21 protein-coding genes are annotated in these 20328 nt (G+C 65.4%); 8 read left to right on the plus strand and 13 right to left on the minus strand.

The window, feature by feature from the left end; genetic code table 11:
• Positions 1-9 precede the first annotated feature (9 nt).
• Positions 10-720, plus strand: a complete 711-nt coding sequence (locus CH281_RS07285) for a YoaK family protein (protein WP_032366254.1) — start codon at positions 10-12, stop codon at positions 718-720.
• On the opposite strand, the gene CH281_RS07290 is transcribed toward CH281_RS07285, so the two are convergent.
• The 3 genes from CH281_RS07290 to CH281_RS07300 are packed head-to-tail and all read right to left on the minus strand — an operon-like array spanning position 717 to position 3873.
• Positions 717-2402 carry a flavin monoamine oxidase family protein gene (locus CH281_RS07290; protein ID WP_094693598.1) on the minus strand — a complete coding sequence of 562 codons (1686 nt, stop codon included), beginning with the start codon at positions 2400-2402 and terminating at the stop codon, positions 717-719. The genes CH281_RS07285 and CH281_RS07290 overlap by 4 nt on opposite strands.
• Positions 2399-3244, minus strand: a complete 846-nt coding sequence (locus CH281_RS07295) for a carbon-nitrogen hydrolase family protein (protein ID WP_037219189.1) — start codon at positions 3242-3244, stop codon at positions 2399-2401. Before CH281_RS07295 ends, CH281_RS07290 begins: the two co-directional genes overlap by 4 nt.
• Positions 3241-3873, minus strand: a complete 633-nt coding sequence (locus CH281_RS07300) for a helix-turn-helix domain-containing protein (protein WP_094693600.1) — start codon at positions 3871-3873, stop codon at positions 3241-3243. Before CH281_RS07300 ends, CH281_RS07295 begins: the two co-directional genes overlap by 4 nt.
• Before the next feature lie 115 nt (positions 3874-3988).
• Between CH281_RS07300 and speB the strand changes: the two genes are divergently transcribed.
• Positions 3989-4948: an agmatinase gene (speB, locus tag CH281_RS07305; protein WP_094693602.1), complete on the plus strand. Its 960-nt coding sequence runs from the start codon at positions 3989-3991 to the stop codon at positions 4946-4948.
• A 7-nt stretch (positions 4949-4955) separates the two neighbouring features.
• On the opposite strand, the gene CH281_RS07310 is transcribed toward speB, so the two are convergent.
• Positions 4956-5855, minus strand: coding sequence for a universal stress protein (locus CH281_RS07310; RefSeq protein WP_027496226.1), 900 nt, complete (start codon positions 5853-5855; stop codon positions 4956-4958).
• Positions 5852-7291 (minus strand): amino acid permease, encoded by a 1440-nt coding sequence (locus CH281_RS07315; RefSeq protein ID WP_027496225.1) that lies wholly within the window; start codon positions 7289-7291, stop codon positions 5852-5854. Before CH281_RS07315 ends, CH281_RS07310 begins: the two co-directional genes overlap by 4 nt.
• Before the next feature lie 215 nt (positions 7292-7506).
• Between CH281_RS07315 and CH281_RS07320 the strand changes: the two genes are divergently transcribed.
• From CH281_RS07320 to CH281_RS07330, 4 genes are all read left to right on the plus strand, one after another.
• Positions 7507-8721: a PucR family transcriptional regulator gene (locus CH281_RS07320; RefSeq protein WP_032366258.1), complete on the plus strand. Its 1215-nt coding sequence runs from the start codon at positions 7507-7509 to the stop codon at positions 8719-8721.
• 160 nt (positions 8722-8881) lie between these two features.
• On the plus strand, positions 8882-9037 hold the full coding sequence (locus CH281_RS26775; protein WP_167326732.1) for a hypothetical protein: 156 nt from the start codon (positions 8882-8884) through the stop codon (positions 9035-9037).
• Complete coding sequence (locus CH281_RS07325) at positions 9034-10098, plus strand: TerC family protein (RefSeq protein ID WP_094693604.1); 1065 nt, start codon at positions 9034-9036, stop codon at positions 10096-10098. The genes CH281_RS26775 and CH281_RS07325 overlap by 4 nt, the downstream gene beginning before the upstream one ends.
• A gap of 79 nt (positions 10099-10177) precedes the next feature.
• Positions 10178-10726 (plus strand): Dps family protein, encoded by a 549-nt coding sequence (locus CH281_RS07330; RefSeq protein WP_027496222.1) that lies wholly within the window; start codon positions 10178-10180, stop codon positions 10724-10726.
• Positions 10727-10800: 74 nt separating this feature from the next.
• Here the strand turns inward: CH281_RS07330 and CH281_RS07335 are convergent, their stop codons facing one another.
• A complete protein-coding gene (locus CH281_RS07335; RefSeq protein ID WP_027496221.1) occupies positions 10801-11262 on the minus strand; it encodes a hypothetical protein in 462 nt (153 codons plus the stop codon).
• A gap of 118 nt (positions 11263-11380) precedes the next feature.
• Between CH281_RS07335 and CH281_RS07340 the strand changes: the two genes are divergently transcribed.
• Complete coding sequence (locus tag CH281_RS07340; RefSeq protein ID WP_094693624.1) at positions 11381-11578, plus strand: CsbD family protein; 198 nt, start codon at positions 11381-11383, stop codon at positions 11576-11578.
• Positions 11579-11640: 62 nt separating this feature from the next.
• Here the strand turns inward: CH281_RS07340 and CH281_RS07345 are convergent, their stop codons facing one another.
• Positions 11641-12375 carry an EAL domain-containing protein gene (locus CH281_RS07345; protein WP_230074240.1) on the minus strand — a complete coding sequence of 245 codons (735 nt, stop codon included), beginning with the start codon at positions 12373-12375 and terminating at the stop codon, positions 11641-11643.
• Complete coding sequence (locus CH281_RS07350; RefSeq protein ID WP_143544771.1) at positions 12372-13628, minus strand: PucR family transcriptional regulator; 1257 nt, start codon at positions 13626-13628, stop codon at positions 12372-12374. Before CH281_RS07350 ends, CH281_RS07345 begins: the two co-directional genes overlap by 4 nt.
• A 353-nt stretch (positions 13629-13981) precedes the next feature.
• On the opposite strand from CH281_RS07350, the gene CH281_RS07355 reads away from it, so the two are divergent.
• The gene (locus CH281_RS07355; protein WP_094693608.1) at positions 13982-15175 is read left to right on the plus strand and encodes an esterase/lipase family protein; all 1194 of its coding nucleotides are present in this window, start codon (positions 13982-13984) and stop codon (positions 15173-15175) included.
• Between the two features lie 69 nt (positions 15176-15244).
• On the opposite strand, the gene CH281_RS07360 is transcribed toward CH281_RS07355, so the two are convergent.
• The 5 genes from CH281_RS07360 to CH281_RS07380 are packed head-to-tail and all read right to left on the minus strand — an operon-like array spanning position 15245 to position 20308.
• Positions 15245-16267 (minus strand): LLM class flavin-dependent oxidoreductase, encoded by a 1023-nt coding sequence (locus CH281_RS07360; protein ID WP_032383516.1) that lies wholly within the window; start codon positions 16265-16267, stop codon positions 15245-15247.
• Positions 16268-16300: 33 nt separating this feature from the next.
• Positions 16301-17152, minus strand: coding sequence for a glycosyltransferase family 2 protein (locus CH281_RS07365; RefSeq protein ID WP_094693610.1), 852 nt, complete (start codon positions 17150-17152; stop codon positions 16301-16303).
• A complete protein-coding gene (locus CH281_RS07370) occupies positions 17149-18168 on the minus strand; it encodes a glycosyltransferase (RefSeq protein WP_027496216.1) in 1020 nt (339 codons plus the stop codon). Before CH281_RS07370 ends, CH281_RS07365 begins: the two co-directional genes overlap by 4 nt.
• On the minus strand, positions 18165-19277 hold the full coding sequence (locus tag CH281_RS07375) for a glycosyltransferase (RefSeq protein ID WP_027496215.1): 1113 nt from the start codon (positions 19275-19277) through the stop codon (positions 18165-18167). The genes CH281_RS07370 and CH281_RS07375 overlap by 4 nt, the downstream gene beginning before the upstream one ends.
• Positions 19274-20308, minus strand: coding sequence for a glycosyltransferase family 1 protein (locus CH281_RS07380; protein ID WP_228139179.1), 1035 nt, complete (start codon positions 20306-20308; stop codon positions 19274-19276). Before CH281_RS07380 ends, CH281_RS07375 begins: the two co-directional genes overlap by 4 nt.
• Positions 20309-20328 lie beyond the last annotated feature (20 nt).

Raw genomic sequence — 20328 nt, forward strand, 5'->3', positions numbered from 1 at the left:
GATTTCGCGATGACCACCCCTCGTCCTGAACCCCAGATCTCCGTCGCCACCGCGAAGTCGGTTCGGCTCGGAGTGCTGCTGGCGGCAGTGGGCGGATTTCTGGATGCGTACACCTACGTCACTCGCGGCGGTGTGTTCGCCGGTGCCCAGACCGGCAACGTGGTGCTGCTCGGCGTGGACGTGGCGGGCGGGCGTTGGGTGGAGGCGCTGGTGTTCCTGCCGCCGTTGACGGCGTTCGTTCTGGGTGTCATGACGGCCGAGTTCATCGCGTTGCCTGCGATCGAGAGGATCGTGCGCAGGCCGGTGCGGGCCGTGCTCTGCTACGAGATCCTGGTTCTGGTGATCGTCGGGTTTCTGCCGGCAACGGTTCCCGATGCGGTGGTGTCGGTCATCCTCGCGCATGTCGCGGGCGTGCAGGTGACGACCTTTCGGGTGTTGGTGGATTCGCCGTTCAACACGACGATGACGACCGGCAACCTCCGCACCATGGCCATGGCGGCGTTTCATCGTGTGGTCGAGCATGATCGGGAGGCGGGGATCAGGGCTCGGCGGTTCGGCACGGTCATCGCCGGGTTTCTCGGCGGCGCTGTACTCGGCGCAGTGTCGGTGGAGCTGTTCGCTCTGCGCGCGATCTGGGTGGTGGCCGTCATGCTGATCGTCGCGCTGGCACTGTTCGTGTTCGACGAACGCCCACCTCGATCGGCTGCAGCGAAGCGTTAGTCGCCCAGTCGAAGCGGCGCGATGGTGTCGAAGACGTCCCCCGGGCCCGGGTTGTCCGGTGCCGAGATGCCACCCAGGTGATGTACGACGCCCCACACCGCGTTCAGTGCTGTGTGAATCGCGCCCTCCGCCCAACCGGCGGTCCACGAGATGTCGTCGCCGGCAAGGAAGATGCCACGGTGTCGGGGTTCGAGTTCGTCCTGCACGAAGTGGGTGAACAGTCTTTCCTGATAGCGGTAGTGCCCCGGCAGGTTGGCCTTGAACGCACCCATGAAGTCGCGCTCGGTCTCCCAGGACAGCGTCACCGGAGTCGAGATGATGTGGCTGCGAAAGTCGACACCCGGGTAGATCTCTTCGAGGGATCGCAACATGATGTTCATGCGTTCGGTGGGATCGAGAGCCAGCAGTTTGAGCGAGTCGTCGGACCAGGTGTAGGACAGGCAGATCAGCCCCGGCTTTCCTTCGCCCTGATCGAGAAGGTATGTGCCGCGGCTCATCCGGTCGGTCAGCGTCATGCTGACCAGATCACGCCCGGTCACCGGGTCCTTGTCTTTCCAGAACGGCCGATCGACGAGTGCGAAGACCTTCGTCGACCCCATGTAGTGGGTACGTTCGATGGCGGTCCAGTGGTCGATCGGGAACAGATCGTCGTCGCACCTGATGTTGCTGAGCAACATCCAACTCTGCGCGGTCACGACCGCAGCCGCGTACGTACGGATGTTTCCTCGGTCGTCGTGGATCGTGGTGCCGCCCCCGGTGCGCCTGATCTCGGTGACGCGCGGCATCGTGGTGCCGCCGTTCACCGAGGACACCGACGTACCCGCCGGCCAGTGCGCCAGGTCCGCGGGTGTGTCGGTCCACAACCGCATCGGCAGCTGCTGTGACCCGCCGACTATGCCGCGGTGGTGATCGTCGGCTGCGGTGATGACGACACGAAGGATCTCGAGAATGGAGTTGGGATAGTCGGTGTCCCAACCTCCTGTTCCGAAACCGACCTGGCCGAACAACTCTCGCATGCGAAACGACGAGAAATGCTCGGACGCAGCGAGGAATCCGTAGAAGGTCTGATCGTCGAATTTCACGATCAGTTCGTTCCAGATGCGCTTGATCTCGGCCGCGTCCCGCCTGCGGATGGCACGCTGCAGCGGAATCAGTTCGGCGTGCTCCTCGAGCGTTCTGTTCCATGCGTCGGCGACCTCGGCGAAGATCGGCGGGAGATCCTCGAGCCTGCGGGCGTAGTGGCTGGTGCCCTTGAGATCGATCACCGTACTGGGGGTCGCCTCGGCCAACGGGTTCGGGAACGGTGTCGTCTCGAGCCCGACGGAGTCGAGGTAGTGGAACAACGCGGTCGAGGACGGCGGAAACCGCATCGCGCCCATTTCGGCGACCACACCCGGATGCCCCTCGAACGGCACCGATCGCATGCGGCCGCCGATTCGATCCGATTCGTAGACAACCGGTTCCAGGCCGAGCCGAAGCAACTCGCGGGCCACGACCATTCCTGCGAGTCCGCCGCCGACCACCGCGACTCGGGTACCGAGTGCGGCGTCGGGAACGCTACCCAGGCCGGCCGGGTGGGCGAGGTAATCGTCGTAGGCGAACGGAAAGTCCGGCCCGAACATGGTGAGCGGTTGTTCGTCCTCGGGCTCGATCGCGCTGTCCGGGGTGACGGGTGTGGTCATCTGTCGTTCTCCTGCTCGGCTCGTACCGGGCCTGCGGTCCCTGCGGGACGAGGTGCCGTCCGATACAGATCCGGACGTCGGTCGGAAAGGTGGGTGTTGATCGCTCGGGACCTGTCGAGGTCGGCGGGGTCCAAGTGCACCGTCAACAGTTGCTCGTGCACACCGGCTCTGGCGATGTCGGTGCCATCGGGAGCAACGGCGCACGTCAGGCCGCAATAGGTCAGGCTCGACTCGGTGCCACAGCGGTTGACGTAGGTGACGAACACCTGGCTCTCGTAGGCCCGCGTGGGAACCACGTGGGTTGCGATGATCTCGAACGGCGACATCAGACCGGTCGGGACGATCAACCATTGCGTACCCGCGTCGGCGTGCGCGCGGACGGTCTCCGGAAATTCGACGTCGTAACAGGTGAGCAGACCGCAGCGCAGATCTTCGAAGTCGAACTGCACCACCAACTCCTGGCCTGGGGTGAAGTGGGCACGATCGAGCTCACCGAACAGGTGCGTCTTGCGGTAACGCGCCAGTGACGTACCGGTCGCGTCGACGACCTGAACGGCGTTGTACACCGACTCGCCGCTGCGTTCGGGATATCCGTACACGATCGCGACGCCGTGAGCACGGGCGATCTGTGCGACCCTCCCGAAGATCGGCCCGTCGAACGGTTCGGCACGGTCGACGACGAGTTCACCGATGTCGTAACCGCTGACCGACATCTCCGGAGTGACCAGGATCGATGCACCTGCCGCCGCGGCAGCCGCAGCCGCAGCATCGAGTGCCGTCAGGTTCGACTCGACATCGCCGGAATCCTCCGGCCCCTGATAGAGCGAGACGGTGTTCGTCACCGATGCAACCCCGGCTTTCCGATCGGCAATTCTTCGGGCAGGGCTGGTGCCAGCACCCACAACACTCGCGCTCCACCGCTGCTGTCGCTGCGGAAACTGTGCCGACGGCGCGGCGAGAACGTGAAGGCGTCCCCCGCCCCGAGAGAGATGTCGTCCCCGCCCAAGTCCGCGCCAGGATCGGCGTCGAAGATCACCCGGAGCTCGCCGTCGATCACGTACACGAAGCTCACGTCGAGCGGCAGCGTGTACGCCTCGGACCCACTCCCGCCGCCGTGTTCGATATGCCCCAACAACACCTGGACGCGACGCTCCCCTACCGGCGTCAGCAGATACTCGGTCATCTGTACTCCACCGAACATGATGCGCGGCAACGACTGTGCGCGTACCACTTCGCCGACGGGTGCGTCGTCGAACAGCGAGCCGACCGGTACGTCGAGCGCGGCGCACACTCGAACCAGGGACGCAACCGATGCGTTCACCTGATCGCGCTCGAGCTTGGACAGATACCCCTTGGTGACCCCGCAGGTGTAGGCGAGCGCGTCGAGCGTGAGCCGCTTCTTCAGGCGCGCCTCCTTCAGGCGCGCACCGATCCGTGGCGCGTCGACGTCGACCTGCGCGGCTGAAGACACCCTTTTCGCCTTTCAGGAAACTTGTGTTGACAAGACCGAGCATCAGAGTAACGCTTGCCGAGCGACATGGTCGACCTTTCGACGGCCGGGCGCTCGACTGCGGAGGGACATCTCGATGAATGCGAACAACCCGGAACACACCCCGGTCGGCCCGCTCGACGCCACCAAGGTCCCCCGTTACGCCGAACCGACGACATTCGCGCGACTCCCCCGGCTCGACGAGGTGTCGCGGGCAGACGTGACGATTCTCGGCGTGCCGTTCGATTCGGGGGTGAGCTACCGGCCGGGTGCGCGCTTCGGACCCGGCCACATCCGTGCGGCGTCGAAACTGTTGCGGCCGTACAACCCTGCCCTGCAGGTCTCGCCGTTCGCACGCCAACAGGTAGCCGACTTCGGCGACATCGGGGTCAATCCGTTCGACATCACCGAAGCGCTGCAGACCGTGCACGATGCCGTGACGAACCTGCGTGCCGACGGCTCTTCGGTGCTGACTCTCGGCGGAGACCACACCATCGCGCTCCCGATCCTGCGTTCGCTCGCGCGTGATCACGGGCCGATTGCGGTGTTGCACTTCGACGCCCACCTCGATACCTGGGATACGTATTTCGGTGCGCCGTACACACACGGGACGCCGTTCCGACGAGCCAGCGAGGAAGGGCTCATCGACCTCGAACGCTCCCAGCACATCGGTATCCGCGGCCCTCTCTACAGTGAGCAGGACCTCGAGGACGACCGGGTTCTCGGCTTCCAGGTGATTCGCTCCGACGACTACGAGGTCGACGGCGTGGCCAGCATCGTCGAGCGTATGCGTCGTCGCCTCGACGGTGGCCCGGTCTACGTCTCGGTCGACATCGACGTTCTCGATCCCGCGCATGCTCCGGGCACCGGCACACCCGAGGCCGGCGGGATGACCTCACGCGAGTTGCTCAACACGCTGCGCGGTCTCGTGGGGCTCAACGTGGTCGGTGCCGACATCGTGGAAGTCGCACCCGCATACGACCACGCCGATATCACCGGCATCGCGGCGGCCCATGTCGCGTACGAGTTGCTGTCGGTGCTGGCGCTGAACGGGTAGCGGGCACTCACCGGCGCGGCAACACCAGAATCGGTACGGGCGAGTGCCGAATGATCTTCGTTGCCCGTGAACCGAGGAACACCCGAGCGATCGGACCCAACGGCCCGGACGATCCGATGGTCAGCACTTCGCCGTCCTGCCAGTGCAGTTCGTCGAGTGCTTCTCGCCAACTGCCCGCGGTGGCCAACTCGGTGTCGACGCGGTCGGCCGGTAACCCCACCGCGACAGCGTCGTCCACCGCCGCGGTCAGCGCCTCGCTCAGTCCTCGGGCGAGCTCGGCCGCTACGTCGTCCTCGGCTCGCAGCCCGATCTCGGGCGGATACATCGTTGCCCCGCGAACGACGAACGAGGCCAAGCGAAGTGGCACACCGGTGTCGCGGGCCAACTCCGCTGTGGGCCCGACGACGCGGGTGGCCTCACTGTCGCCCGAGAACGCGCACGTGATCCGCGTCAGGACGGCCCGATCTCGAATGCGGTAGCCGCGCGGGGCCAACGCGACGGTGACCGGCGAGGAATGGAGCAACTTGTCCGCGGTGGAACCGACGACGACTTGCCCGAGAGCACCGTCCCCCGAGGAACCCAGAACCAGGATCGACGCCCCGGTGGTCTCCGCGGCCTCGGTCAATGCAGTGGACACCGAGCGGTGCGACATCCGGTGGAACGACGCGGCGACATCGGGTGCGCGTTCCTCCAAGTAGTGGCGGGCTTTCGCCTCCGACTCGGTGGCCGTCGACGCCGCCCAGTCCGCGAACTCGGCGTCGACCCGGGCCATCGACGGCGTCGACCACGGCTTGGGAACCACGGTTGCCACGTCGATGTTCGTGGTCAGGGATCGCGCCAGTTGCGCACCGAGATCGAGGGCACCGACACTTCCCTTGCCGGGCGCGAACGCGATCAGCACGCTCATTCTGCGTCCTTTCCGACCGATCGAAGCGCCGAATGATGCCGACCCCACAGGAAGTAGAACGCGAGAACCACGGCGAGCCAGAGCCCGAACCAGAACCATGTGGTCCACCGCAAGCCGGACAGGATGTAGATGCACGCGGCGATGGACAGGATCGGTGTCACCGGGTAGCCCGGCACCTTGAACGGACGCTCGAGGTCGGGCATCGTCCGGCGCAGGACGATCACGCCGATCGCCACGACGATGAACGCGACGAGCGTTCCGATCGACACCAGATCGGCCAACTTGTCCAGCGGAACGAACGCGGCGAGGATCGAGATGATCACCGCGACGACGATCGTGTTGTTGACGGGGGTGTGAGTCCGGGGACTGACCTTCGCGAACGCCTTGGGCAGCATCCCGTCTCGGCCCATGGCGAACAGAATGCGCGTCTGCCCGTACATCGTCACCAGAGTCACCGAGAAGATCGAGATCACCGCGCCCGCCGCCAGAATCGTGGCCGGCCATGCCCGTCCGGTCACATTTCGGAGAATCTCGGCCAACCCGGCTTCTTCCTGCCCGGCGAATGCTGTCCACGGCTGTGTGCCCAACGCCGCGACCGCAACGACGAGGTAGAAGACGATCACCACGACGAGTGCGGCAATGATGGCTCGCGGCATGGTTTTCTGTGGATTCTTCACCTCGTCCCCGGCTGTCGAGACGGCGTCGAGACCGATGAACGAGAAGAAGATGGTGCCGGCCGCCGCGGTGACACCTGCCGCTCCGAGCGGCATGAAGTCCGAGAAGTTGCCGGAATCGAAGGCGGTGAATCCGACGACGGCGAACAGCGCGAGCACGCCCAGCTTGATGACGACCATGACTGCGTTCACCGCTGCGGACTCGCTCGCACCGCGAATGAGCAAGACGGCGCACAGAACGATCAGCACGACGGCGGGCAAGTTCAGGATTCCCGGATCGGCGTCACCCGGTGCCGCGGACAACGCGTGCGGGATGGTGAAGCCGAAGAGGTTACCGAGAAGTTCGTTGAGGTATCCGCTCCAGCCGACCGCGACCGCGGCACTCGACACCCCGTACTCCAGCAGCAGGCAGGCCGCAACACCCATCGCGACCACCTCCCCCATCGTCACGTATGCGTATGAGTACGTCGATCCCGAGACCGGCACCGCCGAGGCCATTTCGGCGTAACAGATAGCGGCGAGCCCGGCGGCAATTCCTGCGGCCAGGAACGACAGGACCACGGCTGGACCGGCTTCGGGAACGGCGAGCGAGAGCACGAAGAAGATGCCGGTGCCGATGGTCGCTCCCACTCCGAACATCGTCAGTTGGAACGTCCCGATGGTGCGTTCCAGACCACCGGGCTGCTGGTCCGGCTCTGCGATCGGTTTCTTGCGGAACAACTGCGAGCGCAGACCCGATGCGGGTCCGTTCGACGATGTCATGGTCGAGACTCCCAACGTGAAGACGAACGGTGCGGACCGAACCGTGCCGCGGGCGGTACAGCAGCCGACGCGAGGCGATTTCGGTGATTCTGCTCCCCGAGCCACCCGGTCGCACACCGAACACGCCGCGCGGTCCACGAGCTCGTCGTCGAGCCGGTGTCGGTGTGAGCGCCGCCTACCATTGACCTCGACTCGGATGGGAGACCCTCGAACACATGGCCACACAGCCGGACGCGACACCGCTCGACGCGGTGGCCGCGCAAGCGGCCTCGGACGCAGGCGGCCTGGACGTCGCGTTCCTGGGGAACTTTCTCGACGTCGTGACCGATGCGGTGGACGCAGGTGTTCCGCTCACCCGCAAGCAACTTCGGGAGTGCCGCGTACACGGCGACGAAGCAGCCCGAGCGGGTGTGGCTCTGCGCGCGTTGCTCGACCTCTACCTGTCGGCGGCGTGGCGATTGTGGCGCGAGTTGCCCGCCGTGCAGGCCGCCGCAGCAGACCCGGCCGGGGTCGTCACCGCGGGCGAGGTCATGCTTCGAGCCGTCGACGACGCCGCGGCCGAACTCGCCGAAGGCTTTCAGCTCGCCCGGCGGACCCTGGTTCGCGTGGAGGTATTGGCACGCCGCGAGTTCGTGGACGATCTGCTCTCCGGAACGGCCGATGTCGCCGGTGTCCTGGGACGTGCGCAGACGTTCGGGCTGGATCTGTCGAGTCCGCACGCAGTCGCCGTGGTCACGTCCACGACTCCGTTCACCGACGCGACGTCGGCCATCGGGCTGGTCGAACGCAGCGTGCAGGGCAGCAAAGGGGACGCCGATCTCCTCGTCGCCACCAAGCAGGGTCGGCTGATCGTGGTGTTTCCGGCACCCGATCGCGAGGCCGTCGACCACGTGCTCACCCGTGTGGGACGAGTCCTCGGTGCGTCTGCAGCCGGCCCGAGCGATACGGTCGACCTGCGCCGTCGCGGCGAATACGGACGGATACAGCTCGGAGTCGGTCGCCCACGCAGCGGCGCAGTCGGCGTGGCGGCGTCGTACCGAGACGCTCTGGACGCGCTCGACCTCGCGTCGTCGCTGGGGCTCGACACACCCGTCGTCGACGCCCGTGATCTGCTCGTCTATCGCGTTCTGATCAGTGATCGCGCCGCGATCGCCGATCTGGTCGAGACGTTGCTGACCCCGTTGACGAGCGCTCGGGGCGGAGCAGGCCCACTGCTGGAAACATTGCAGGTGTACTTCGAGACCGGCGCGAACTCGGCGTCCACCGCACGCCGGATGCATCTGTCAGTGCGCGCGGTCACGTACAGATTGTCGCGAATAAGAGATTTGACCGGGCAAGATGTGGGCAATCCCGTCGAGGCATTTGCGCTGCACACGGCAGTACTCGGCGCGATGTTGCTCGACTGGCCGCGATCCGGCCTGCACTCCTGAATCGCACCTGAGGCCGAGATTGCCGGAAGTCGGCAAGAAAGTCTGCTGAAACATGTCCGCAAAACAACCCTGCCTGCAGTAAAGCAAACAGTCAGACTGGAGTAGTTGCGGTCGAACCGCCCCACATACCGATCGAACGAGAACGTAAGGAGCAGGACAGATGTCGTCGTTGACACAGAAGTTGACCGCGTTCGCTCGCAGCCCTCAGGGCAAACAGATGATCGACCGAGCGCGCCGATATGCAACCAAGCCCGAGAATCAGGCGAAGTTGAAGCAATTGGGCACGAAGTTCACCGGTAAGGGTGGACGTTCATGAACGTCGTCCCATGGTGGGCGTGGGCCGCATTCGGTGCCGTCGTCCTGATCCTGCTGGCCATCGACCTGCTTGCGCACCGCGGCGCGCACATCATCGGCTTCAAGGAGGCCGCGTGGTGGAGCGCACTGTGGGTAGGCGTCGCCATCATCTTCGGCATCGTGGTGTTCTTCACGCTGGGAACAACGGCCGGAGTTGAGTACACGACGGCATGGTTGCTGGAGAAGAGTCTGTCGGTCGACAACCTCTTCGTCTTCGCGCTGATCTTCGGCTACTTCAAGGTCCCCCGTGAGTACCAGCACCGCGTGTTGTTCTTCGGTGTCATCGGCGCCCTGGTCTTCCGTGCCATCTTCCTGGCCGCCGGTGTGGCCATCGTCAGCAAGTTCGCCGCGGTTCTGTTCGTCTTCGCCGCCATCCTGCTCTACAGCGCGTACAAGCTGATGAAGGACGAGGACGACTCGTACGACCCCGGCACCTCCATTGCAGTGCGCTTGCTCAAGAAGATCGTCCCCGTTCAGGACGAGTACTCCGGTACCAAGTTCTTCGTCAAGGAAGCAGGCAAGCGGGTGGCCACGCCACTGCTCGCCGTCGTGGTGGCGATCGAGGCCGCCGACCTGGTCTTCGCGGTCGACAGTGTTCCTGCCGTTCTGGCAGTGACCGACGACCCGTTCATCGTGTATTCCTCGAACGCGTTCGCGATCCTGGGCCTTCGTGCCCTGTACTTCCTGCTCGCAGGGTTGCTCGAGAAGTTCCACTACCTGTCCAAGGGACTGGCGATCATCCTCGCCTTCATCGGCCTCAAGCTGATCCTGCAGGCCGGGCACAAGGTGATCAGCACGTCGATCCCCGAGATCCCGTCCTTCGTCAGCCTGGTGGTCATCGTCGTGGTCCTGGCAGGCTCGATCATCCTGAGCCTGAAGAATCCCCCGGAGGAAGACAGCGCCGACGCGGTCGACAGGGCCGCAGCCGACAGTCCGATCGTCGATCCGACGGACGGAACCTCCACCGCCGGCACCTCGTCGACGGGTACGTCGGGTACCGATTCGCCTCGACTCGACAAGTAGTTCCGCACGACACATGCCCCGCCGGAATCGATCCGGCGGGGCATGTTTGTACTTCGCCGTGATGGGGCAAACCGTCGTCATGGCTGACAAGAACTCGTACACCGTTCCCGGACTCTCGTCGGACGTGGGCGCGCGCGTCGCAGCGATCCTGCAGGATCGCCTGAACGCCTACAACGACCTCCATCTCACGCTCAAGCACATTCACTGGAATGTGGTCGGACCGAACTTCATCTCTGTCCACGAAATGCTCGATCCTCAGGTCGAGGCCGTGCGCGGCTTCGCCGACGAGGTCGCCGAGCGCATCGCGACCCTCGGCTCCTCTGCGAAGGGAACGCCGGGCACCATCGTCAAGGAACGTTCCTGGGACGATTACTCGATCGGCCGGGCGACGGCGATCGAGCACCTCGGCGCTCTCGATCTGGTGTACACCGGGGTCATCGAGACCACCCGTAAGAACATCGAAGAGGTCGGCGAGATCGATCCGATCACCGAGGACATGCTCATCGGCCAGAGCGCCCAGCTCGAACTGTTCCACTGGTTCGTCCGCGCGCACCTGGAGAACTCCGGTGGTCAGCTCTCCACCGCAAGCGCGACCAGCGAAGTCGACGCTGCGAAGCAAGCCGGCTGACAAACATTTCTACCCGAAGCACCGGTCTCGCCGATCACGGCGAGGCCGGTGCTTTTCGTTGTGACAGAGCCAGATCACTCCGTCGGACGCGCCTCGTGGCCGCTGCGACCGTGCGTTCGTCGCTGTTCTTTCATCTCGGCCTCGAAGACGTGCCGACGTCCGTCGAGCAGCTCGTTCCGGACCGCCCGCTCGTGATCACGAAGTACCGTCCAATACCCGTCGTCGAACTCTTCGACGAGCTGGAACGTCCACCGCCCCTGAGCGATGTTGCGGCCGATCATGTCGGTCTCGAGTCGCTGTGCCAACGCGTCGTGCCCGGCGTCCGACAACGCGTCGGAGGCCTCCCCGAGCAGCAGATCCGCGTGTCCCATCAGCTGATGGAACGAGTACAGGTGGCCGCGAGCGCGCTCGACGTATTCGAGTGCCTCGGACAGTTTGCCCGTGGCTGCCACGGTATCGTCGTCCACTCCGTCGGGGCGGCGGTGCTCCGGTGCCGGCGTCTCATGCGAATGTGGGTCGTTCGTCTGTGCAGTCATGAACGGCACGTACCCGCATCCCGTGCCGGCAACACGGCCGGGAGTCCGATGATTACCGACCGCGATCTCGGGTATAGCTCCCATGCACGAGCAGCACAATCTATTTCGAGGAGTTCACATGGCTGATTTCATCGACAAGGCAAAGCACAAGGCAGAAGAGCTCGTGGGCGAAGCCAAGGAAAAGATCGGCCACAAGACCGACAACGACGACCTTGCTGCCGAAGGCGCAAAGGACCAGGCGTCGGGCAAGACCAAGCAGGTCGGCGACGACGTCTCGGACGCAGCCGGCAACATCAAGGACAAGTTCACGCACTGATCCATCGGTGCAGCAGAACCCCGCACCCAGCCTTCACGGCTCGGGTGCGGGGTTCTTCTCTGTCACAGGCCTTCTGTCGGATTCGGCAGCGGCAGTGGCCGCCCGAACATCCATCCCTGCCCCAAGCTGGCTCCGAGTGCTCTCGCGCGCCGCAGATGTCGACGCGTCTCGATGCCTTCCGCCAGCACGATCGCATTGCTCGACCGAACGTAGGCGCGAACCTGTCGCATCGCCGGTCGGGACCGCAGCGGAGCTCGCACGATCGACGCGTCGAGCTTGACGATGTCCGGTGCCACCAGCGCCAGTAGATCCAGGGTTGCCGGTGTCGCTCCGACGTCGTCCATGGCCACCCCCATCCCGCGTGCGCGCGCGCCGCGGACGAGGGCCATCAGCAACGGAACGTTCCGATCCAGATCACGCTCGGTGATCTCGAGGACCACGTCGAGATCGTCGCCGATGGCGTCGAGGTGCATGTCGACGTCCTGCTCGTCACGGAAGCAACCCGGTTCGATGTTGAGGAAGAACCGCACCCTGCGGGAGTAGGCACGTTCCCTCGCCGCGCGCAGAGCTGCCGCGCGGCAGGCCACATCCACTCGGCCGACGAGTCCCCGTTCACGGGCCAGAGCAAAGACGTCCTCGGGAAGTGCGCTGCTCGGCGACGGCCACCGAGCGAGGGCCTCGTAGCCGACGACATGTCCGGTCGACAGTTCGACGACCGGCTGAAACAGCGCCGCCACCGAATCCACCGACTCGAGCGCCGCGGACGCTGCCAGCACCGCGCCGTCCGAGACAGTCACAGTGATCGCTCGTCCACCGGGGTTCGGCGTGCCTCGAGGCGATCGGCGATCAGTGCTGCGTGCAGTCGCCGCAACCCCGACGGTTTCATCGGATCGAGACCGGTGAGTTGATCCACCCGCTTGAGGCGGTAGTCGACGGTGTTGGGATGCACCGTCAGCCACGTGGCTGTCTTCTTCCTGTTGGAATCGGAGTCCACGAAGGCTTGCAGAGTCGGAAGAAGGTCGACCGAGTCACGTAGCGGATCGATCAGAGTCACGAGGTGCTTTCGACCGAGTCCGGGCCTGCTCACCTGGTACTCGAACACCAGATCCGAGATGCGGTAGGTGCCCGGCGTGTAGTGCAGCCTGCGGACCAGGCTCAAGAGCTCGTACAGGTGCGGCGCCGTCACCGAGATGTCGTCGATCGCTGCCGACCCGGTCGTCGCCGTCACTGCGACCTGGCCGGCGTCGGCAAGCCGCTCGACCAGTTCGTCGACGTCGGCACCCGGAACGTCGGGCAGCAGTACCGTTCCGCCCGTCGCACTGATGGATGCGATGGGGGCGATGTCTCCGTTGTGCGCTGCCAGGGCCGCGTGAATTCTCCGCAGCTTCCGTGCGGCCATCGTCGCCGCATCGCCGCGCCTGCCCCCTTCGTCGGCATGCGCCGGAAAGTGCAGGGCCACGACGTGATACTCCTCGGCGAGCAGCGCACCCATCCGATCGGCGATCCTGCGGGCAGTGCCGTCGCCGGTCAACAGAGCGTCGAGCAATTCGACGTCGTGCCGTGGACCGTTCTGCGCCAACGTGCGAAACTCGGTGAGATAAGCGTCGGACACCGCCTCGGTGACCACGTTCAGAAGCTCCATGATCAGGATCGTCCGGTCATCACCCGCCGCGCCTGCCTCCCGGTTCACCGCTGACTCGGCAGCCCGTAGACCCAGCGCGCAGCCCTCGTTGATCGCGTGCTGAATTCGGCCGAGTGGCACTCCGTCGCGGGCCCACCGCGTTGCGGCGTCCCGGAAGGTGTCCATGGCCCCCGCGACCGGTAGTCGACCGGAATCGAGGACCCCTGCAGCCAGTTCGCTGCAGGTGGTCGCCATGTCGTCGAGTTCGCCCCGTGCACAGTCGCGCGGCGGCGGTACGTCCTCCGGATCGACGAAATACCGGTTCAGCATTCGCGCGGCAGTCTCCCGGGGCGTCCGCAAGCGGTCCGATGCACGTCGACCACCTGCGTACTCCTCCTGCGCCGTGTCCACACTGTCTGTTGCAGTCACCGAACCCCACCCCTCGTACTCGAAACCCGCGTCAGGTCATGTCCTTCAGGCGGCCGATGTCTGCCCACAACGCCCCTGCCTCGGTATCGAACCGTCCTTCCCCGGCCGAACCGTCGGCCGGGGTGAAGACACTCGAACCATAGTGCACAAATAAAACCTGGGGATTGTTTTGGACCGTGAACCCAGCAACAAATCCGCATTAGCGTCCGGTTCGTTGTCATTTGTGACGCCCCATCACGAATGAACGGTCACGTGCGGGCGGTTTCCAAACGTGATGCGGCGCACGTTCCGGGCCGAAATCCGGGCCTACAGTTCCGACTTGTCCACTTGACCCTCGTCGAAAGTCAGGCTCCATGACCACTTCTCGGTCCACCTTCCGTGCAACGAGGAAGGCCACGACAGTCCGCGCTGCGATGATTGCTGCAATGGCATGCTCCGTTGCCCTCGGTTCCGGTTTCGCAGCACATGCTCAGCCGGCACCCGTCCCGGTACCGGCACCGCCCGCAACCGTGCAGGGCAACACCGTTGTTCCGCCGGGGCCGACCGGCGCATACCCGAAGGCCTCGGATCAGGGCATCACGGCACCGAGCATCGATTCGGCTGCCCCCGCCACCGCGACGTACGACCCACGGACCGAGACCACCGGATACGGGCCCGATCAGAAGAACTTCCTGGCCGGATTCCTCTACAGCATCGTCAACCCCAACGTCGCACCCCAAGGTGCCAACGATTGGAACTGCAAGCCCACCGCCGCGCACCCCCGCCCGGTCGTCCTCCTGCACGGCACCTGGGAGAACGCGTACAACAACTTCGCGCGCATGTCGCCTGCCCTGAAGAAGGAGGGCTACTGCATCTTCGCGCTCAACTACGGAGACGGGGACTCCAGTGTCGTCGGCAATCTCCCGTCGCTTCGCGGTACCGCATCGGTCGCGTCCAACGCGAAGGAGATCGCCACCTACGTCGACGCTGTGCGGACGGCCACGGGCTCTGCGCAGGTCGACATCGTCGGCCACTCCCAGGGTGGGCTCGTCACCCGTCAGTACCTCCGTTTCGAGGGCGGTGCCAATCCGACCGACCCGACCAAGAACAAAGTGAACACGGTCGTCAGCGTCGCCGGATCGAATCACGGCACCACCCTCGTCGGCATCGGAACTCTGGGGCGCACCATCAACAACCTGGGACTCAACGTCCTGGGAGTCGTCGGTGCCATCGCCGGGCCGGCAGCTTCGGACCAGGTGATCGACTCGCCACTCGTCAAGGGACTGGCCGTCGGCGGTGACACCGACCCCGGCATCAAGTACACCGTGATCGGCACCAAGTACGACGAGGTCGTCACCCCGTACAAGACGACGTTCCTCACCGCAGGCCCCGGTGCCACCGTCAACAATGTCACCCTGCAGGACGGCTGCGGCATCGACCTGTCGGACCACCTGTCGATCTCCGTCTCACCGCGCGCGATCGGCATCGTCAAGAACGCACTGGATCCGAAGGGCTTCCCCGCGAAGTCGATCCCGTGTGCCTACAACTCGCCCATCACGGGCCAGTAGGACACCGGTACCTCTGTTCCACCAGGGCGATCGGCCGATCGGGCCGATCGCCCTCGGCGGAAGTCCGGGTCAGTTCTGTGCTGGGGTCCACCCCAGCGCCGGGCCGAGCTTCTGCGCCGTGTCGGTCAGGATCTGCACGTAGTCCTCGTGGTCGAAGCTGAACGGCAGCGCGAACGCCACCTCGTCGACCTCGCGAAAAGATCGATTGGCGTACAACTGCTCCGCGATCTCGTCCGAGGTACCCACGAGGTCCGGTGCGAACATCATCCGAGCCGGCCCCTGCGGTGCTCCGGTCCGTGCAGTACGCGCGTGAACGTAGTCCTCGTACTTGCGCTTCTGCGCGGCGGAAGCACTGTCGGTGGGGATGACCACCAGCCCCTGGGAGACCCGCGCGTCGGCCCCGGCCGGGTGAGCCTCGCGGAACCGCGCGATGTGCGCGCGCTGGATCGCATCGAAATCCGTCGAGTCCTCGGCGCGCACCACACTGCTCACCAGAAGATTCATCGCGTTCTCCCCTGCCCACTGGGCAGACCGGAGACTGGCCCCGCCGTACCACATTCGGTCCCGTAGACCACGCGAATACGGTTGTACTCGTTCGGAATACGCTTCGATTCCCTCGGTCCCCGACCACGTGGACGCAGGTTCACCGGCTACGAACCGAAGCAGCCGCGAGACTCGGTCGTAGCCGAAGTCCTCGTCCTCGGCGGTGTCGGGATACAACGAGTGTGCGACGCGATCGAAGTGCATCGGTTGTCCCACACTGATTCCCGCGTTGACGCGCCCACCGGACAGCACATCCACCGTGGCCAGGTCCTCGGCGAGACGCAACGGGTTCTCCCAACCCAACGGCGTCACCGCAGTGCCGAGCATGATGCGGTCGGTACGTTGCGACGCGGCGGCCATGACCGCGATGGGAGACGAGATACCGAACTGCAGGTGACGATGACGAAGCCACGCACTGTCGAATCCCAGCCGCTCCCCGAGTTCGATGATGCGCAGCGTCGATTCGTGGCCGGCCTCGGGTGCGTTCTCGTCGAAGAGCCCGATGGTCAGAAATCCGAGCGAACGCAGGGGCCTGGATGGTTCGGGCACGTCTGGACCTCGTTTCGTGAAAGTCCGGCCAGCCTAATTCACACCGTCGTCGGTGTCGTGAACAGCGGCGGTGAAACGGCGAATCTCGGTGCCGCCGTACTCGAGCAATCCGAGCGACGCGAACGCTTCGAGCCATCCGACCATCGGCCACCGGCCCCACCGGCGGAAGAAGATCCGAGCGTTGACGACGATGTCGTCGAGATGTTCCACCGGAGGATCGGACACGGGATGGAACTGGTGGTACGCGTGAGCGCCGCCCACCCACCGCAACCCGATGCCCGACGCGCGGGCCGTGGCCGCGAAATCCGTGTCCTCGCCCCCGTACCCGGTGTAGTCCTCGCAGAAGCCGCCGATCTCGGTCCACGTGTCGGCGTGCACGGCGAAGGACAACGACCAGAACAGGTCGAAATCGTGTCCGGGTTCCACTGCGCCCGCGGGCGGATTCGGTCGAGCCGGATGCGGCGCGGTGAGCGGGATCAGAGCGTCACCTTCGAGTCCGACGCTGTCGGGTTTCAGGTAGGTCACCGGTCCGCACAACAGAGTTCGCCGACTGTCGGGGCGCAGTGCGGCGCGGCGATACCTGTCGAGCATCTCCGGGGCGGGTATGCAATCCACGTCGAGGAACACCACCAGCTCGGCACCCCGACCGAGGGCAGCGGCTGCCCCGAGGTTACGCGCTCGCGCCACCGGCAGCGGGGTCTGTGCATCCATGTCGAGAACCTTTGCTGCAGAGCCGGATCGGGCGACCACGTCTGCAATGTCGTCATCGCCCATGGCGACCACGATGTGCTCGACGGGCCGGTCGGTGGACTCGGCCAACCCGCGAATCTGCGCGGCGAGATGATCGTGACGACCCGAGACCACGGTCACGACAACCACTTTCATCGCCGAGCCGTCCCGGACGCAGCCTGCTCGATCGCGCGAGCCGCCCGATCGGGTGCGCCGTCGGTACCGAGCAGCGACCATGTCCGTCCGCCGATGCCCAGGGCGCAGTCGGCAGCGCGTCGCCACCGATCGACCGAGGGCCACTCGTCGAGCACCGCGGCGATGGATCCGGCCGCCAGTGCGTGCGCGGTGGCAGCCTGCTCGTCGAACGGCCGGGCTTGCGGAACCACGATGGCCGGTGTGCCCGACGCGGCGACGTCGGCCACGGCGTTCTGCCCGGCGTTGGTCACCACGAGGGCCGCTGAGCACAGCACCGGCCACACGTCGTCCACCCAGTCGCCGCCCGCCACTCCGAGTGTGCGGAAGTCGAACCGGTCGTCCGCGGCGGACCACGAGTCCACCAGTTCACGGGTCAACGAGGTGCCACCCGCCGCGCCCAGTACGACAACCGGGCCTTCGGTGGCCGCAGTGTTCGAGCCCTCCGTTCGGGCTCGTCCGGCGAACCGGCTGATCGAGCCCGAGTACGTCGTCTTTGCGGCGTACGGATGCAACCATGCCGGGTCGTACACACTGCGTGACCACGGTGCGAGAATGTGCGTCGCCGCGCGGTAGGCCATCGCGTGGACGGGATCGGCCCGGTGTCCCGGAATCGCCATGACGATCACCCGGACACCCATCAGCCGCAGAAACATCGCCACTTCCACGGACACGTCGACGACCACTGCCCGCGGTCGCTCACGCGCAACCCAGTCGGCAATGATCGCCATCCGTGCGGTCAGTCCGTCGACGTCGTGGGGTGCCCAGTGCACCACTCCCCCCGCCGAGATGTCGTCGGCGGCTGCCTCGCCCACGGTGTCGTTCACATCCAGCGGGAGTGCGATCCATTCCGCTGCAGCATGTTCCGGAGGCCGCGCCCGCGAGGACAGCACCGTGATCGGCTCACCCAGGCGGCGCGCAATCGCGTCGGACCGAGTGACGTGGCCTACCCCGTGGTGGTGTGCGTAGTAGCCGATCATGCAATCGCGAGACCGTGGGCGGACTCCGGTGCCGATGCGGACTCGAGGGTCGATCGGTACAGCTCCTCGTACTCGTCGACCATCCGGTCCACCGAACACACCTGCTCGGCGCGCGCCCGCGCGTCGTGCCTGTTCAACGCTGCCGCGGCGGGAATGGCGGCGGCGAGCCCGGCCACGTCGTCGGCGGGTACCAACACTCCGGACGAGGCGTCGATGATCTCGGGTATCCCTCCGCGGGCGAATGCTGCCACCGGGGTACCGCAGGCCAGGGCTTCGGCGACCACCAGACCGTACGGCTCGGACCACACCGGCGACACCAGCGCGACCTCGGCACCGGCCACCAGCGCGGCGAGGGCCGGCTGATCGAGGTGCCCGACGTATCGGACTCGATCGTCGAGCAGGGGTTCGACGACACCGTGGAAGTATTCGAGGTTGCTGATGGGTCCGGCGATGCGTAGCGACCGGCCGGCGAGCTTCGCGGCGGCGATGGCCAGGTGCAATCCCTTCTCGGGAACCAACCGTCCGGACCACACCACATAGTCGCCGCCCGCACCGAACGGCCAGTCCTGCAGCGAGATCCCGTTCCGGATGACGATCGTCCCGGTCGCGACGTCGGCCCATTGTTCGGCTGCGAACGCACTGACAGCAGCAAAAGTGTTGGCACCGAACGGAGCCAGGGCAACAGCCGACTCCAGCCACGCGAACGGCGGCGTGTGCAGAGTGGTCACCATCGGCACCGGCAGTGTGGCGGACATCGCCAACGGCAGGTAGTGCAGGCTGTGGTTGTGCACGATGTCGAACGAGTTCGACAGCGCACCGGCCAGTTCCATCATCACGGCGAGGTATGCGTGGTGCTCGCGAACCGCAGTGGGGGTGACCGCGAGATCGGCGAGGGCAATCGGTGTCAGATCCAGCGTTCGGACCGGCAACATCGTGGCATCCAGATCGACGCTCGATCCGTCTGCGGCGAACAGACTGACGTGGTGCCCACGCTCGGTCAGCGCCCGCACCAGATTGTAGACGTGTGCCTCCAGACCGCCCGCGAAAGGCTGTGCCACCGGAAAACTCGATGACGCCAGCACCGCGATGCGAAGTGGCTTCTCGTTCAACGCATCTCCTTTGTCACTGCTGCGTAGATCCCAGCGTGGGTCGCTGCGATTCGTTGTCTCTGCTCGGCCCGGGTTGCGGCGTCGAGCGCTGTGGTCCGATCGGCGTGGGCCGCCTGCACGGCTGCCACCAACGTGGCGGGATCGAACGAGTCGGTGTTCATGACGAAACTGTGAATCGGCGCTTGGTCGGCATAGAAGCCGCAATCGGACGCGACGACGGCCGTTCCCAAATCCCGACATGCCTCGAGCCAACCCGAATGTGTTCCGAACCGATACGGCAACACCGAGACGTCGATCGAAGACAGGTAGTCCCACAGTTGCTCGTCGTCGAATCGGGCGTGCACCCGCACATCGACGTCGGGGAAACTGTTGTAGTCCAGCAACTTCGCGCCGACGGTCGGGTCGTACCAGTGGCCGGCCGTGTCGAACACGTCCTCGTCGATGTCCAACCGCACCGTCGCAGCCGGTAGCGATCGAGCCGCCTCGACGACGGCGTCCATCACCGCAAGCGGGTCGATGTTCGCTCGCAGGTTCTTGGCGTGGACTCCGATGACGAACGAGTCCGACACCGGGCGTGGGACGTTCATTCTCTCGAGAGGCACCACGTGTGGGTGCTCGATCACCGTCGCATGCACGTTCCACCGATCGGCTATCCACGCAGCTGCTCCCTCGGTGAGGGTGATCACGGCATCGGCACCACGTATCAACACGTCCAGCTGCTCCAGATGACCGGTGTTGTCCGCGAAGTGGGGATTGTGCGCGTCGTGGACCGTGAGCACCAGGGGCTTGCGATGGGCCCTCAAGTACTCGACCGTGCGGGTCAAGTCTTCCGGTGAGAAGGACTCGAAGCCGAAGTGCACGTGCAGAACGTCGAAGCTCGAATCGGGTTGCTCGGCCAACCACCCGGCGTCGAGGAGACGAGGCGGCCACCACTGGCCCGGCACATCGACGCGAACCGGCGTCGGATCGGGCAACAGCACCACCGAGTTACCGGAGCCGTCGGGCACCGGCTGCACGTGCTGTACGTACACGTGAGAGGAGGGTACGGACG

Source organism: Rhodococcus sp. 06-221-2 (assembly GCF_002258365.1).
Taxonomy (GTDB): domain Bacteria; phylum Actinomycetota; class Actinomycetes; order Mycobacteriales; family Mycobacteriaceae; genus Rhodococcoides; species Rhodococcoides fascians.

Bases quoted from the DNA above. Each gene is read 5' to 3' on its own strand.
- CH281_RS07285 (WP_032366254.1), top strand. From the start codon at position 10: ATGACCACCCCTCGTCCTGAACCCCAGATCTCCGTCGCCACCGCGAAG.
- CH281_RS07290 (WP_094693598.1), bottom strand. From the start codon at position 2,402: ATGACCACACCCGTCACCCCGGACAGCGCGATCGAGCCCGAGGACGAA.
- speB (WP_094693602.1), top strand. From the start codon at position 3,989: ATGAATGCGAACAACCCGGAACACACCCCGGTCGGCCCGCTCGACGCC.
- CH281_RS07310 (WP_027496226.1), bottom strand. From the start codon at position 5,855: ATGAGCGTGCTGATCGCGTTCGCGCCCGGCAAGGGAAGTGTCGGTGCC.
- CH281_RS07315 (WP_027496225.1), bottom strand. From the start codon at position 7,291: ATGACATCGTCGAACGGACCCGCATCGGGTCTGCGCTCGCAGTTGTTC.
- CH281_RS07320 (WP_032366258.1), top strand. From the start codon at position 7,507: ATGGCCACACAGCCGGACGCGACACCGCTCGACGCGGTGGCCGCGCAA.
- CH281_RS26775 (WP_167326732.1), top strand. From the start codon at position 8,882: ATGTCGTCGTTGACACAGAAGTTGACCGCGTTCGCTCGCAGCCCTCAG.
- CH281_RS07325 (WP_094693604.1), top strand. From the start codon at position 9,034: ATGAACGTCGTCCCATGGTGGGCGTGGGCCGCATTCGGTGCCGTCGTC.
- CH281_RS07330 (WP_027496222.1), top strand. From the start codon at position 10,178: ATGGCTGACAAGAACTCGTACACCGTTCCCGGACTCTCGTCGGACGTG.
- CH281_RS07335 (WP_027496221.1), bottom strand. From the start codon at position 11,262: ATGACTGCACAGACGAACGACCCACATTCGCATGAGACGCCGGCACCG.
- CH281_RS07340 (WP_094693624.1), top strand. From the start codon at position 11,381: ATGGCTGATTTCATCGACAAGGCAAAGCACAAGGCAGAAGAGCTCGTG.
- CH281_RS07355 (WP_094693608.1), top strand. From the start codon at position 13,982: ATGACCACTTCTCGGTCCACCTTCCGTGCAACGAGGAAGGCCACGACA.
- CH281_RS07365 (WP_094693610.1), bottom strand. From the start codon at position 17,152: ATGAAAGTGGTTGTCGTGACCGTGGTCTCGGGTCGTCACGATCATCTC.
- CH281_RS07370 (WP_027496216.1), bottom strand. From the start codon at position 18,168: ATGATCGGCTACTACGCACACCACCACGGGGTAGGCCACGTCACTCGG.